A 13462-nucleotide genomic window follows, 5' to 3' on the forward strand; every position below is an offset into this window, starting at 1 on the left:
GGGTTTCGCCCGGCGCGCCGACAGGAGACACCATGGCCACCCCAGCCCAACCCACGCATGGCGAGCACACGCCACTGACCACCTTCACCGACTGCCATGCCGGGATCCTCAAACGCCTCAAGGCGCTCGACGGTCTGCCAGCCCTGCTGGAGCCCGCCGCCCAGGCCCGCCAGATCGCCACGGACTCGCTGGCATTCTTTCGCGAGGCGATCTTCGAGCACCACCTCGACGAGGAGCGCGACCTGTTTCCGGCTGTGCTCGCCAGTGCCCAGGCGGGCGCCGAGCGCGACCGCGTGCAGGCCATGACCGAACGCCTCACGTGTGAGCATCGCGCGATCGAATCGCTCTGGAAGAGTCTGGAGAAGGCACTCAAACGCGTCGGCAAGGGCCAGGATGCCGACCTGGATGTGGACGAGTTGCACCAGCTCGTGGCCGCCTATGCCGCCCACGCGGGCTACGAGGAAGCAGAGTTTCTGCCGCTGTCGCAGACCATCCTCGGACGCAACAGCAACCACATGGCCGCGCTCGGCCTCTCGCTGCACATGAGACACGTACCGCAGCCGACCGCCTACATCTGACGCGCCGGCGCGCGCAGGGCAGAATCCGGTGGAATTCCCCCACCACTGGAGATTGCCCTTGACCGAAGCCACCGACCCCGCGACAACCTCCATCGTGCTCGTGCACGGGGCCTGGCATGGTGCCTGGTGCTGGAGCCGGGTGCTGCCGCTGCTGCGCAGTGCGGGTTTGGACAGCCACGCCGTCACGCTCACCGGCGTGGGTGAACGGGCCCACCTGATGTCGCCCGGCATCGATCTGCACACCCACATTCAGGACGTGATCGGATTGATCGAAGCCGAAGAACTGCGGCGCGTGGTGCTGGTGGGGCACAGCTACGCGGGCATGGTGATCACCGGCGTGGCCGACCGGCTGCAGCGGGAGCGCGGCGGCTTGCTGGCGCACCTGGTGTACCTCGATGCCGCGCTTGCGTACCCCGGCGACAGCTGGAGCAGCCACCACTCAGCCGAGACCAGGCAGGCGCGCACCGACGCGTCGATACCCAGCGGCGGTCTGAGTTTTCCGCCGCCCGATGCCGCCTTGTTCGGCCTGAACGGCGCCGATCGCGACTGGGTCAACCGGCGCCAGACACCGCAGCCCTTCAGGCTGTACCAGCAGCCGCTGGACTTCGACGCCGACCGGGTTGCAGCGCTGCCGCGCACCTTCATCGACTGCATCCAGCCGGCGCTGGCCACCATCGCGCCATCGCGCGCACGGGTGCGCAGCGAGCCGGGCTGGAACGTGGTGGAGATGGCCACCGGCCACGATCCCATGGTCAGCGAGCCCGTGGCGCTCAGCCAGATCCTGCGGAACATCCACGCTGGCGCCTGAGATCGATCGCCATGGCGCAACCGATGACACAGCGCCTGGACCGCATCGACCTGCTGCGCGCCAGCGCCATGCTGTGGATGACGGCCTACCACTTCTGCTTCGACCTGAACTTCTTTCGCCTGATCCGCGAGGATTTCTACCGCGATCCGTTCTGGACCTGGCAGCGCACCGCCATCGTGAGCCTCTTTCTGTTCACGGCGGGCTTGTCTCAGGCCGTGGCGGTGCACCAAGGGCAGATCTGGGCGCGCTTCTGGCGCCGCTGGCTGCAGGTGGCGGGTGCCGCATTGCTGGTGACTGCGGGCTCGCTGTTGGTGTTTCCCGGCAGCTTCATTTACTTCGGCGTGCTGCACGGCATCGCGGTCATGCTCATCGTCGTTCGCCTGACGGCCGGGTGGGGTGCCTGGCTGTGGCTGCTCGGGACGCTGGCCATCGGTCTGAAGTGGGCCGCACCATCGATCATGGTGGCCTGGCCCGCGCTGGAGGTGTTCAACACGCCTTGGCTGAACTGGCTGGGGGTCATCAGTCGCAAGCCCGTGACCGAAGACTACGTGCCCCTGTTGCCGTGGCTGGGTGTGATGTGGTGGGGTGTGGCGGCGGGGCGCTGGGCGTTGCGCAACCACCCGCAGTGGCTGGGCAACGATGCACCGGCCCGGGGTGTCAACAAGGCGTTGGTGCTCATGGGGCGCTGGAGCTTGAGCTACTACCTGTTGCACCAGCCGGTGCTCATGGGCCTGATCTGGCTGGGTATGCAGCTCACATGAAACAAAAAAAGCGCGGAAGACCGCGCTTTTTTTGATGGCCGAAGGCCGCCGCGTCGGGGGCTTGTGTTATTCGATCTTTGCCTTCTCGCGCAAGGATTTCTGGAACTCGGTGAGTTTTTGTTGCTGCATCTGCTGGGCAATCTGCGGCTTGATGTCTTCCATCTTGGGCAGTTCGGCCTGGCGGATGTCGTCCACTCGGATGATGTGCCAGCCGAACTGGGTCTTCACCGGCGCCTGGGTGGTCTGGCCTTTTTCAAGTTTGACCATGGCTTCGGAGAACTCGGGCACGTAGCTGGCCGCGGCGGCCCAGTCGAGGTCACCACCGTTGGCGCCGGAGCCCGGGTCCTTGGACTGCTTCTTGGCGATGTCCTCGAACTTGCCCTTGCCCTTGAGCGACGCGATGATGGCCTTGGCTTCGTCTTCCTTTTCCACCAGGATGTGGCGGGCGCGGTATTCCTTGCCTCCGTTGGCCGCGGCAAATTTGTCGTACTCGGCCTTGATGTCGGCGTCCGTCACCGGGTTCTTGGCCTGGAAGTCGGCGAAAAGCGAGCGAATCATGATGGTCTGGCGGGCGAGTTCGAGCTGGTTCTTGAACTCGTCCGTGGCACCGATGCCGCGCTTCTGGGCTTCCTGCATGAAGATCTCGCGCAGGACCACTTCTTCCTTGAGCTGGGCACGCACGGTGTCGTCCACCGGACGGCCTGTGGCGGCGATCTGCTTGGCCAGCACCTCCAGGCGCTCGGTCGGCACGGCCTTGCCGTTGACGATGGCGATGTTCTGGGCAGATGCACTGAACGCGGTGGCGATGAGCACGGCCGCGGTCAGGGCCGAGAGGGAAAATTTCATGGTGTTCCTCGGGGTGTAAAAGAGTTTGGAGCTGCGGGTGCCAATTGGGTTCAGCAGACTCGTATCAGAACGTAGTGACAGGCTGGCAAGCCGCTTCAGGCCTTGATTTCAATGGCCAACGCATGCAGTCCCGCGTCGGTGAATTTTTGCAGCGCATCATACACAAGGCGGTGCTTGGCGACCCGGCTCAGACCGGCAAAACCAGGGACCGCGATCCGCACCCGGAAGTGGGTGCCGAAGCCCAGTCCATTGGACCCCGAATGCCCCGCATGGGCGGCGCTTTCGTCCAGCACTTCCAGTTCGGTGGGGGCCAGCACGGCGCGAAGTTGCGCCTCGATCGCGGCCGCGGTGGGCGTTGCAGCTTCGCTCATGACTTTTCCACCGGGTCGTCTTTGAGGAAGCGCGAGATGTACAGGCCCTGACCGACGATGAAGACCACCGGGAAGATGTAGCCCCAGAGCTTGAAGTTGACCCAGTCTTCGGTGGAGTAGTAGGCCGCCACATAGGCGTTGATGGCTGCCATGAACAGGAAGTAGCCGACCCAGGCCACGGTGAGCCTGGACCACACGCCATCGGGCAGGCTCAACTGGCTGCCCAGCAGCAGTTTCAGGAAGTTCTTCTTCCAGATCCAGAGGGCGGCCGCCAGCACGATGGCCATGCTCGCGTACAGCACGGTGGGCTTCCACTTGATGAAGCGCTCGTCCTGCAGGAAGAGGGTGAGGGCGCCAAACACCAGAATGAGCACCAGCGTCACTTTTTGCAGCGTCTGCAGCCTGCGGTCGATGGCGTAGATGATCCCGGTCTGCACCAGCGTGGCCACCATGAGGACGGCGGTGGCGGTGTAGATGTCGGCCAACTTGTAGGCCGCCACGAACAGGGCGATGGGAAAGAAGTCGATGAGGAAACGCATCGCAGGATTATCCGCTTTGCTCCCGGCCTCCGCCTGGCGGGGTCAAGCACCCGGAACTCACGGCGCATCCGGCGGCTCCATACGGATCGCTCATTCACTTTTGGCCTCAAGGAGTTCCACCGTCATGTCCCCTCAAGAACAACAATCCATCCTCACCATCGCTTTGCTGGCGGGCTTTGCCGATGGTCACAAGGACGACACGGAGCGCGAGGCCATCCGGCGCATGGCCGAGTCGCTGGGGCAGGAAGACGCCGGCGCCGGCCTGCCACGGCTGTATCAGGATGTGCTGCTCAAGCGCGTGTCGCTGGCCGACGCGGTGTCGGGTCTGCAGGACCCTGGGCAGCGCCAGCTGGCCTATGAAATGGCGGTGTGTGTCTGCGATGCCGACGGCCGGCAGAGCGAACCCGAACGAACCTTCCTGGCGGATCTGAAGACGCGCCTGAAGCTCGATCCCGTGGAGGCGGCGGCGTTCGAGCGCGAGGCCGATGCGATCGTGGATGCGGCGGAGAAAGCCGTGCCGGTCGCGGTGCCCGCGGCAGTTGCCGCAGCTCCGGTGGTGGCGGCCACTGCGATGTCTGGGGTTGATCTCGACAAATCGATCCTGAATTACGCGCTGCTCAACGGCGCGCTGGAGTTGCTGCCGCAGTCCTGGGCGTCGATGGCCATCATTCCATTGCAGGTAAAGATGGTCTACGCCATCGGCAAGGCGCACGGCGTGGAACTGGACCAGGGCCACATTCGCGAGTTCATCGCGGCGGTGGGCGTGGGCCTGACTTCGCAGTACCTGGAGCAGTTCGGGCGCAAGTTGCTGGGCGGATTGCTGGGCAAGGTGGCGGGCCGCGCCATCGGCGGTCTGGGCGGCGCGGCCACCGGCGTGGCGTTTTCGTTTGCCACCACCTACGCACTGGGCCAGGTGGCCAGACGCTACTACGCAGGTGGGCGGGTCATGAGCACCGCGCTGCTGCAGGAAAGCTTTCAGAGCCTGCTCGGCCCCGCCAAGCAGATGCAGACGGAGTACCTGCCGCAAATCCGGCAAAAAGCGTCCACGCTGGACGCGGGACAGATCATGAAACTTGTGCGGGGAGGCTGACTTCGTGTGACGCCATCGCTTCGGCGGTGATCGTCAGCGAGCGCAAGCGCAGCGCCGGGTCGAACAGGTCGCTCACGATCATGAATTCGTCGGCCTGCGTGGCGTCGGCCAACGATTGAAGTCCTTCGCGCACCGTGTCCGGTCCACCGATCACGCCGGCGGCCAGGAAGTCGGCAATGGCGGCCTGTTCCTGCGGGTGCAGTTGCTGCATGAAGCCCTGCACCGGTGGCGGCAACTGGCCGCGCTTGCCGGTGAGGATGCCCAGCACGCGCTGGTAGGTGCTGCTGGCCAGGAATTCCGCTTCTTCATCCGTGGGCGCTGCGATCACCGGAACGCCGACGATGGCATAGGGCTTGTCCAGCGCGGCCGAGGGCTGGAAGTGGCGGCGGTACACGTCCAGCGCCTGCAGCAGCATGCGGGGTGCGAAGTGCGACGCAAACGCATACGGCAGGCCGCGCTCGGCCGCCAGCTGTGCCGAAAACAGGCTCGACCCCAGCAGCCAGATCGGCACGTTGGTGCCGGCACCCGGGTTGGCGATCAGGCGCTGACCGGGCGTGGCGGGGCCCAGCAGGTGCTGCAGCTCGGCCACGTCGCGCGGGAAATCGGCCTCGGTCTCCACGCGGTCGCGCCGCAGCGCGCGCATGGTGTGCGGGTCGGTGCCTGGCGCGCGGCCCAGGCCGAGATCGATGCGGCCGGGGTAGAGCTCGGCCAGCGTGCCGAAGGCTTCGGCCACCACCAGCGGCGCGTGGTTGGGCAGCATCACGCCGCCCGAACCCACGCGCATGCGCTTCGTGCCCCCCGCGATGTGGCCTACCAGCACGGCCGTGGCCGAGCAGGCGATGCCGCTCATGTTGTGGTGCTCGGCCAGCCAGTAGCGGGTGAAGCCCAGCGACTCGGCGTGCTGCGCGGTGCGCAGGGCCACGGCGAGGGCGTCGGCCACGGTGCCGCCTTCGCGCACGGCGACCAGGTCGAGCATGGAGAGACGGATGTCTTTGAGTTGCTTCATGCGGGGAGAAAACCTTCAATGGAGAGATAGCGCTCCCCGGTGTCGTAGTTGAAGCCCAGCACCACGGCATTGGCCGGCAGGTCGGGCAGTTTCTGTGCAATGGCCGCCAGCGTGGCACCCGAGGAAATGCCGACCAGCATGCCTTCTTCGCGCGCGCATCGGCGCGCCATCTCGCGCGCCGGCTCGGCGTCGACCTGGATCACGCCGTCGAGCACGCTGGTGTCGAGGTTGTTCGGAATGAAGCCCGCGCCGATGCCCTGGATCGGGTGGGGCGAGGGAGCGCCGCCGGAGATGACCGGCGAGGCAGTGGGCTCCACCGCGAACACTTTGAGCCTGGGCCAGCGCGCCTTGAGCACACGCGCGCAGCCGGTGATGTGTCCGCCGGTGCCCACACCGGTGATGAGCACGTCGATGCCCTCGGGGAAATCGGCTGCGATCTCTTCGGCCGTGGTCTGCACGTGCACCGCCACGTTGGCCGGGTTGTTGAACTGCTGCGGCATCCAGGCGCCTGGCGTGCTGGCCACGATTTCTTCGGCGCGTGCGATCGAGCCCTTCATGCCCTTTTCGCGCGGCGTGAGGTCGAAGCTGGCACCGTAGGCCAGCATCAACCGGCGGCGCTCGACCGACATGCTGTCCGGCATCACCAGAATGAGCTTGTAGCCCTTGACTGCGGCCACCATGGCCAGGCCGATGCCGGTGTTGCCCGAGGTGGGCTCGACGATGGTGCCGCCGGGCTGGAGTTCGCCGCTCTGTTCGGCCGCTTCCACCATGGACAGGGCGATGCGGTCCTTGATGGAGCCGCCGGGGTTGCTGCGCTCGGATTTGATCCACACCTGCTGCGTGGCCGCTCCATACAGGCGTTGCATGCGCACGTGGGGCGTGTTGCCGATGGTCTGGAGGATGCTGTTGGCCTTCATGGTGTGTCCTTGGTGGGTGAGTGCTCAAGTGAAGCCGAGTTCATGCAGTAGCGCAAGCCTGTGTCGGTGGGGCCGTCGTCGAACACGTGGCCCAGGTGGGCGCCACACTGGCTGCACACGGTCTCCACCCGCACCATGCCGTGGGTGCGGTCGGTGATTTCGGTGATGGCACCGGGCACGGCCTGCGAGAAGCTGGGCCAGCCGCAACCGGCGTCGAATTTGGTCTGGGCGTCAAAGAGCGTGTTGCCGCAGCAGATGCAGTGGTAGCTGCCATCGGCCCACAACTGTTCGTACTTGCCGGTGTAGGGCCGCTCGGTGTGGGCGTGGCGGGTCACGTCGAAGGCGCGCGGCTCGGCGCCTTTGGCGGCAAGCACCTCGCGCCACTCGGCTTCGGTTTTCTGGATGGGGAAGTTCATGTGTTCTCCTTGGTGCTCATGATGAACAACTGATTTCGATCTGGCTGGCCCAGTCCGGTGGAAAGGCGGCGAGGTCGTCGTGACCGGCAATTGCCTCAAATGGGCGCTCCAGTGCGTTTTGCAACCTGGCCAGTTCACTGAAGTCGCCTTGCTTCGCGCGCTGGATGGCGACTTCGCCGAGGTGGTTGCGCAGCACCACCTGCGGGTTGGTGCGCAGCATCCGCGCTTGCGTGGCGGAGGCGTCGAAGCCGGGCTGGCCTTGCAGGCGCTCACGCCAGCGCGTGGCCCAGGCGTCGAAGGCCTCGCGCTGCAGGAACAGGTCGCGCACTTGACCCTGTTCGCCTTGAGCTTGCCCTTCGACAAGCTCAGGACGATCGGGCAAGAGGGCTTCGACAGGCTCAGCCCGAACGGATATTTCTGCAGCCACATGGCTCAAGCGACGCCAGAAGATGGTGAAGTCCACCGCATCGGCGGCCATGAGCTTCATCAGCGACTCGGTGAGTTCGGCATCGCCGTCTTCCACCCGGTCCAGGCCCAGCTTGGCGTTCATGCGCCGCTGCAGCGCGGCCGGCATGTGGGCCTTGTAGGGTTCCAGCGCATCCAGCGCCTGCTGCTGGTCGTCCATGAGTGGCAGCAGCGCCTGGCCCAGGGCAAACAGGTTCCAGTAGGCGATGTTGGGCTGGCGGTTGTAGGCGTAGCGCCCGCCGGTGTCGCTGTGGTTGCAGACATGGCCGGGGTTGAAGGCGTCGAGGAACTGGAACGGGCCGTAGTCGATGGTCAGGCCCAGGATGCTCATGTTGTCGGTGTTCATCACGCCGTGGCAGAAACCCACGGCCTGCCACTGCGCCACCATCTCGGCGGTGCGCGCGCTCACGGCTTCCAGCAAGGCGGCGTAGGGATTGCCCGTTGCCTCGCGGCAAGCCGGGTAGAAGTGGTCGATGACGAAGTCGGCCAGGGTGCGCAGCTGGGCGTGCTGGCCACTGTGCGAGAAGTGTTCGAAGTGGCCGAAGCGGATGAAGCTGGGCGCAACGCGCGTGACCACCGCCGCGGTCTCGATCTCTTCGCGGCGCACCGGCGCGGGCGAGCCGGTCACGCACAGCGCGCGGCTGGTGGGAATGCCCAGCGCGTGCATGGCTTCGCTGCAGAGGAATTCGCGGATGGAACTGCGCAGCACGGCGCGGCCATCGCCCATGCGCGAGTATGGCGTGAGGCCGGCGCCCTTGAGTTGCACTTCCTGTGGGCCTGCAGGCGAGTCCACCTCGCCAAGCAGGATGGCGCGGCCGTCGCCCAGCTGGCCGGCCCAGTGGCCAAACTGGTGGCCGCTGTACACGCTGGCCAGGGGCTGCGCGCCAGCAATGGGAAGGTTGCCGGTGAAGGCATCGAGCGCGGCCGGGGACGCGAGCCAGGCGCGGTCCAGACCCAGCAGGTCGGCCACCGCCGGGCTCGTGCCCACCCAGTGGGGCGCAGGCAGCGCGGTGGGGGAGAGCAGGGTGTAGAAGGCTTCGCCCAGACTGGCGAAGCGGTTCTGCCAGGCCAGTCCAAGATCCAGGCTGGCGGCCATGTCGACGGGTCGGTTCATGTCCGCCATTGTCCCCATAGCGCCCGACATGGCGTGGCGCAGGGTCAATCCGGCTCGGTCAGCGGTTCGGGGAAGATGAATTCGGCGGCCCGCGGCTGCACATCGCGCCGCGTGATCCAGCGGCACAGCGTGGTCCGGCCAGTTGCGCTTCGATGCGTCACTCACCGACGCGCAGATCAACACGGTGCCGTGATTGGCCCCATTCCCACCGTTTGCCGCAATGCTGCGTTGAGGCCGAACGAAAGACCGTGTCCCGCAATGGACACCGAGGGCGTTCCTCCCGTGGAAGCCCTCGGTCACCGTGCAGAGCAAACCGCTACGATGAAGTCGATTCCCCAAAACTTCATCGACAGGAGACTTCCCATGCTGGGCCAAATGCAGAGCCAACCCCTTTTGATTTCGACACTGATCGTGCACGCCGAGCGGCACCACGCCAGCGGCGAGATCGTGTCTCGCCGTGTCGAGGGGGACATCCACCGCAGCAACTGGGGCCAGATCGCCGTGCGCTCCCGCAAGGTGGCCAACGCGCTGAACAGCCTCGACCTGGCCTTTGGCGACCGCGTGGCCACCCTGGCCTGGAACGGTTACCGCCACCTGGAGCTGTACTTCGGCGTCAGCGGCACCGGCCACGTGCTGCACACGCTCAACCCGCGCCTGCACCCCGACCAGCTCACCTGGATCGTGAACCACGCCGAAGACAAGGCCATCTGCTTCGACATGACTTTCCTGCCGCTGGTGAAGGCGGTGGCGGCCAAATGCCCAACGGTCAAGCACTGGATCGCGCTGTGCGACGCCGACAAGCTGCCCGCCGACAGTGGCTTGGCCGGCCTGCAGAGCTACGAAGCCTGGATAGCCAACCAGCCCGACACCTACCACTGGCCCACGTTCGACGAGAACTCGGCCTCCAGCATGTGCTACACGAGCGGCACCACCGGCAACCCCAAGGCCGCGCTGTACTCGCACCGCTCCACCATCCTGCACGCGTTCACCGCGGCCCTGCCCGACGCACTGAGCCTGAGCGCGCGCGACAGCGTGTTGCCCGTCGTGCCCATGTTCCACGTCAACGCCTGGGGCCTGCCGTACTCGGCCGCAGCCACCGGCTGCAAGCTGGTGTTCCCCGGCCCGGCGATGGATGGCAAGTCGATCTACGAACTGCTGGAGTCCGAGAAGGTGACCATGGCCGCAGGCGTGCCCACGGTGTGGCAGATGCTGCTGGGCCACCTGCAGGCCGGGGGCCTGAAGTTCAGCACGCTCAAGAGCACCGTGATCGGGGGCTCGGCCTGCCCACCGGCCATGATGAAAGCCTTCAACGACCAGTACGACGTGGCCGTGATCCACGCCTGGGGCATGACCGAAATGTCGCCGCTGGGCACCGTGTGCTCGCTGAAAAACGCCCAGCTGGCGCTGCCGCCCGAGGAGCAACACAAGATCCTGCTCAAGCAGGGCCGCGCGGTGTTCGGCGTGGACATGAAAATCGTCGACGACGCCGGAGAAGAACTGCCCTGGGACGGCAAGAGCTACGGCGACCTGCTGGTGCGTGGCCCGTGGATCATTTCGAGCTACTACAAGGGCGAGGGCGGTGACCCGCTGCGCTACGACGCCCAGGGTCAGGGCTGGTTCCCCACCGGCGACGTGGCCACCATCGACCCCGACGGCTTCATGCAGATCACCGATCGCAGCAAGGACGTGATCAAGTCGGGCGGCGAGTGGATCAGCTCGATCGACGTGGAAAATATCGCCATGGCCCACCCGGCCGTGGCCATGGCGGCCTGCGTGGGCATGCGTCACCCCAAGTGGGACGAGCGGCCCATCGTGGTGGTGGTGAAGAAGCCGGGTGCCGAGGTCACGCGCGAGGAATTGCTGGCGTTCTTCGAGGGCAAGACGGCGAAGTGGCAGATCCCGGACGACGTGGTGTTCGTCGACGCGATCCCGCTGGGTGCCACCGGCAAGATGCAGAAGATGACGCTGCGCCAGCAGCTCAAGGACTACGTGCTCCCGGGGATCTGAGCCCACCTTTCCGACGGGTGGGAGTCGCCACACCACCACCCTTCATCCCCCACAGTCGCCAGTGCGATAGACCCTAGGGGCTATCCCTGAGTGCTGCACCGCAGCAGGCTTGTAAGCTGCAAGCGGATTCCCAAACCAACAGGAGACAAACAATGCATTTCGCCATCAAGAGCCTCACCGCAGCTTCGCTGCTCGCCTGTGCCCTTGCCGCGCAAGCCCAGAAGGGCGAGACCGTCAAGATCGCCCTGATCGACCCGCAGACCGGCCTGATGGGTCCGGTGGGCAACAACCAGCTCAAGAGCTGGCAGTTCTTCGCCGAGAAGTTCACCCAGTCGAATCCGGCCGGTGTGAAGTTCGAGGTGATCGGCTTTGACAACAAGCTCAGCCCCGCCGAGAGCCTGAACAACTTCAAGGCCGCGCTCGACCAGGGCGTGCGCTACATCGCCCAGGGCAACGGCTCCTCGGTGGCCGGCGCGCTGATCGATGCGGTCAGCAAGCACAACGAACGCAACCCCGGCAAGGAGGTGATCTTCCTGAACTACGCCGCGGTCGACCCCGATTTCACCAACAGCAAGTGCAACTACTGGCACTTCCGCTTCGACGCAGACACGTCCATGAAGATGGAGGCCATGACCACCTTCATGAAGGACCAGCCCGACGTCAAAAACGTCTACCTGCTCAACCAGAACTACTCGCACGGCCAGCAGGTCGCGCGTTTTGCCAAGGAAAACCTCTCGCGCAAGCGCCCCGACGTGAAGATCGTCGGCGAAGACCTGCACCCGCTGGCGCAGGTGCGTGACTTCGCTCCTTACGTCGCCAAGATCAAGGCCTCGGGCGCCGACACCGTGATCACCGGCAACTGGGGCTCCGACCTCGCGCTGCTGGTGAAAGCCGCCAACGAAGGTGGCTACACCGGCAAGTTCTACACCTACTACACCGGCGTGACGGGCACCCCCACCGCGCTGGGCACCGGTGGCGAAGGCCGCGTGTACCAGGTGGCCTACCAGCACTACAACATGGGCGGCCAGATGGGCAAGTGGGCCGACGAGTTCAAGGCCAAGTACAAGGACGACATGTACACCGGCGCGATCCCGCTGGCTTACTCCGCGCTGTCTGAAGCCATGGCCAAGGCCAAGTCGACCGACCCGGTGAAGGTGGCGGTTGCCCTGGAAGGCCTGAAGTTCAAGGGCTTCAACGGCGAAGTGGAAATGCGCAAGCTTGATCACCAGTTGCAGCAGCCGCTGTTCGTTGCTGTCTGGCAGAAGGCAGGCGGCAAGTTTCCCTACAGCCCGGAAAACACCGGCATGACGCTGGCACCGGTCAAGGAGTACCCGTCCTACGTGTCCAGCACGCCGACCAGCTGCCAGATGAAGCGGCCGGGCTGATCGACAGGACCCCGCGCACGAGCCCTGTTTCGTGCGGGGTGGTCCTCATGGGTAGAACCAGCGCCGTTTCAGGCGCTGGTTTGTTTTCACCGTGCTCCGAAGGCTGACACACCAGCCACGAAAGGCGAACTTCATGGAGTTCTTCATCATCTCCATGCTCAATGGAGTCAGCTACGGCCTGTTGCTGTTCATGTTGAGCTCGGGGCTGACCCTCATCTTCAGCATGATGGGCGTCCTCAATTTCGCACACGCCAGCTTCTACATGGTGGGGGCCTACATGGGCTACACGCTGTCCAGCTGGATCGGCTTCTGGCCCGCGCTCATCGTGGCGCCCGTGCTGGTGGGTGCCATGGGGGCGCTGTTCGAGCGCCTCACGCTGCGCAAGGTGCACAAGTTCGGCCATGTGCCCGAGCTGCTGGTGACCTTCGGTTTTTCCTACATCCTGCTCGAGGTGGTGCAACTGGTCTGGGGCCGCACGGCGCTGGACTTCGCCCCGCCCGAGGCATTGCGTGGCCCGGCCTTCACGCTGGTGCACCTGGCAGACGATTCCCTGCAAATGGTCTGGGGCGCGGCGACCAGCGACGTGTGTTCGGCCGCCGGCGTGATCTGCTCGCCGTTTCCGGCCACGCGCGGTTTCATGATGCTGGTGGCCCTGCTGATGCTGCTGGCGCTGTGGTTGCTGCTCACGCGCACCCGCATCGGCCTGGTGATCCAGGCGGCGCTCACCCACCCTGAAACGGTGGAGAGCCTGGGGCACAACGTGCCGCGTGTGTTCATGCTGGTGTTTGGCGCGGGCACCGGCCTGGCGGGCCTTGCCGGGGTCATTGGCGGCAGCACCTTCGTGACCGAGCCGGCCATGGCCGCCACGGTGGGTTCGGTGATCTTCGTCGTGGTGGTGGTCGGCGGCATGGGATCGCTCTCGGGCGCCTTCCTGGCCTCCCTGCTCATCGGCGTGATCCAGACCTTCGCGGTCGCGTTCGACTACTCCTTCATCAGCCTGGCGCAACAGCTCGGGCTTGAACTCTCGGACGCCACCAAGGAGAACTCGGTGGTCAAGCTCACCCTGTCGCAGGTGGCGCCGATCCTGCCCTACCTGTTCCTGGTGCTGATCCTGATCTTCCGCCCCAAGGGTTTGCTTGGCACGCGAGAGGGCTGACCC

General features: G+C 65.5%; 14 protein-coding genes. 7 read left to right on the forward strand and 7 right to left on the reverse strand.

Going from position 1 to position 13462, the window contains the following annotated elements:
- Positions 1-32 precede the first annotated feature (32 nt).
- Genes ASE11_RS03340 through ASE11_RS03350 form a run of 3 tightly spaced genes read left to right on the forward strand, consistent with a single transcriptional unit; the run spans position 33 to position 2147 of the window.
- Positions 33-578 carry a hemerythrin domain-containing protein gene (locus tag ASE11_RS03340; protein WP_056266070.1) on the forward strand — a complete coding sequence of 182 codons (546 nt, stop codon included), beginning with the start codon at positions 33-35 and terminating at the stop codon, positions 576-578.
- Positions 579-636: 58 nt separating this feature from the next.
- A complete protein-coding gene (locus tag ASE11_RS03345; protein WP_056266074.1) occupies positions 637-1386 on the forward strand; it encodes an alpha/beta hydrolase in 750 nt (249 codons plus the stop codon).
- An 11-nt stretch (positions 1387-1397) separates the two neighbouring features.
- Positions 1398-2147, forward strand: coding sequence for a DUF1624 domain-containing protein (locus ASE11_RS03350; protein ID WP_056266077.1), 750 nt, complete (start codon positions 1398-1400; stop codon positions 2145-2147).
- 66 nt (positions 2148-2213) lie between these two features.
- Here the strand turns inward: ASE11_RS03350 and ASE11_RS03355 are convergent, their stop codons facing one another.
- From ASE11_RS03355 to ASE11_RS03365, 3 genes are all read right to left on the reverse strand, one after another.
- Complete coding sequence (locus ASE11_RS03355; protein ID WP_056266080.1) at positions 2214-2993, reverse strand: peptidylprolyl isomerase; 780 nt, start codon at positions 2991-2993, stop codon at positions 2214-2216.
- A 95-nt stretch (positions 2994-3088) separates the two neighbouring features.
- Positions 3089-3364, reverse strand: coding sequence for a BolA family protein (locus tag ASE11_RS03360; protein WP_056266084.1), 276 nt, complete (start codon positions 3362-3364; stop codon positions 3089-3091).
- Positions 3361-3903 (reverse strand): septation protein A, encoded by a 543-nt coding sequence (locus tag ASE11_RS03365; protein WP_056266088.1) that lies wholly within the window; start codon positions 3901-3903, stop codon positions 3361-3363. The genes ASE11_RS03360 and ASE11_RS03365 overlap by 4 nt, the downstream gene beginning before the upstream one ends.
- A gap of 124 nt (positions 3904-4027) precedes the next feature.
- Here ASE11_RS03365 and ASE11_RS03370 point away from each other — a divergent pair, with 124 nt between their 5' ends.
- Positions 4028-4993, forward strand: coding sequence for a YcjF family protein (locus ASE11_RS03370; protein ID WP_056266092.1), 966 nt, complete (start codon positions 4028-4030; stop codon positions 4991-4993).
- On the opposite strand, the gene ASE11_RS03375 is transcribed toward ASE11_RS03370, so the two are convergent.
- From ASE11_RS03375 to ASE11_RS03390, 4 genes are read right to left on the reverse strand one after another with little or no spacing between them, the layout of a single operon-like run.
- Positions 4968-5999, reverse strand: a complete 1032-nt coding sequence (locus tag ASE11_RS03375) for an LLM class flavin-dependent oxidoreductase (protein ID WP_056266095.1) — start codon at positions 5997-5999, stop codon at positions 4968-4970. The genes ASE11_RS03370 and ASE11_RS03375 overlap by 26 nt on opposite strands.
- A complete protein-coding gene (gene cysK / locus ASE11_RS03380) occupies positions 5996-6916 on the reverse strand; it encodes a cysteine synthase A (RefSeq protein ID WP_056266099.1) in 921 nt (306 codons plus the stop codon). The genes ASE11_RS03375 and cysK overlap by 4 nt, the downstream gene beginning before the upstream one ends.
- On the reverse strand, positions 6913-7332 hold the full coding sequence (msrB, locus tag ASE11_RS03385; protein WP_056266102.1) for a peptide-methionine (R)-S-oxide reductase MsrB: 420 nt from the start codon (positions 7330-7332) through the stop codon (positions 6913-6915). The genes cysK and msrB overlap by 4 nt, the downstream gene beginning before the upstream one ends.
- A gap of 16 nt (positions 7333-7348) precedes the next feature.
- Entirely contained in the window at positions 7349-8911 is a 1563-nt protein-coding gene (locus ASE11_RS03390) for a protein adenylyltransferase SelO (RefSeq protein WP_056266267.1), read from the reverse strand.
- A gap of 363 nt (positions 8912-9274) precedes the next feature.
- Between ASE11_RS03390 and ASE11_RS03395 the strand changes: the two genes are divergently transcribed.
- The 3 genes from ASE11_RS03395 (at position 9275) to ASE11_RS03405 (ending at position 13459) form a co-directional block, all read left to right on the forward strand.
- Entirely contained in the window at positions 9275-10918 is a 1644-nt protein-coding gene (locus tag ASE11_RS03395) for a 3-(methylthio)propionyl-CoA ligase (protein ID WP_056266106.1), read from the forward strand.
- A 152-nt stretch (positions 10919-11070) separates the two neighbouring features.
- The gene (locus ASE11_RS03400) at positions 11071-12303 is read left to right on the forward strand and encodes a branched-chain amino acid ABC transporter substrate-binding protein (RefSeq protein ID WP_056266109.1); all 1233 of its coding nucleotides are present in this window, start codon (positions 11071-11073) and stop codon (positions 12301-12303) included.
- 133 nt (positions 12304-12436) lie between these two features.
- Entirely contained in the window at positions 12437-13459 is a 1023-nt protein-coding gene (locus tag ASE11_RS03405) for a branched-chain amino acid ABC transporter permease (protein ID WP_056266112.1), read from the forward strand.
- Positions 13460-13462: the final 3 nt, after the last annotated feature.

Source organism: Hydrogenophaga sp. Root209, assembly GCF_001428625.1.
Lineage (GTDB): Bacteria > Pseudomonadota > Gammaproteobacteria > Burkholderiales > Burkholderiaceae_C > Hydrogenophaga.

Bases quoted from the DNA above. Each gene is read 5' to 3' on its own strand.
- ASE11_RS03400 (WP_056266109.1), top strand. From the start codon at position 11,071: ATGCATTTCGCCATCAAGAGCCTCACCGCAGCTTCGCTGCTCGCCTGT.
- cysK (WP_056266099.1), bottom strand. From the start codon at position 6,916: ATGAAGGCCAACAGCATCCTCCAGACCATCGGCAACACGCCCCACGTG.
- ASE11_RS03405 (WP_056266112.1), top strand. From the start codon at position 12,437: ATGGAGTTCTTCATCATCTCCATGCTCAATGGAGTCAGCTACGGCCTG.
- ASE11_RS03340 (WP_056266070.1), top strand. From the start codon at position 33: ATGGCCACCCCAGCCCAACCCACGCATGGCGAGCACACGCCACTGACC.
- ASE11_RS03370 (WP_056266092.1), top strand. From the start codon at position 4,028: ATGTCCCCTCAAGAACAACAATCCATCCTCACCATCGCTTTGCTGGCG.
- ASE11_RS03365 (WP_056266088.1), bottom strand. From the start codon at position 3,903: ATGCGTTTCCTCATCGACTTCTTTCCCATCGCCCTGTTCGTGGCGGCC.
- ASE11_RS03355 (WP_056266080.1), bottom strand. From the start codon at position 2,993: ATGAAATTTTCCCTCTCGGCCCTGACCGCGGCCGTGCTCATCGCCACC.
- ASE11_RS03350 (WP_056266077.1), top strand. From the start codon at position 1,398: ATGGCGCAACCGATGACACAGCGCCTGGACCGCATCGACCTGCTGCGC.
- ASE11_RS03395 (WP_056266106.1), top strand. From the start codon at position 9,275: ATGCTGGGCCAAATGCAGAGCCAACCCCTTTTGATTTCGACACTGATC.
- ASE11_RS03375 (WP_056266095.1), bottom strand. From the start codon at position 5,999: ATGAAGCAACTCAAAGACATCCGTCTCTCCATGCTCGACCTGGTCGCC.
- ASE11_RS03360 (WP_056266084.1), bottom strand. From the start codon at position 3,364: ATGAGCGAAGCTGCAACGCCCACCGCGGCCGCGATCGAGGCGCAACTT.
- msrB (WP_056266102.1), bottom strand. From the start codon at position 7,332: ATGAACTTCCCCATCCAGAAAACCGAAGCCGAGTGGCGCGAGGTGCTT.
- ASE11_RS03390 (WP_056266267.1), bottom strand. From the start codon at position 8,911: ATGAACCGACCCGTCGACATGGCCGCCAGCCTGGATCTTGGACTGGCC.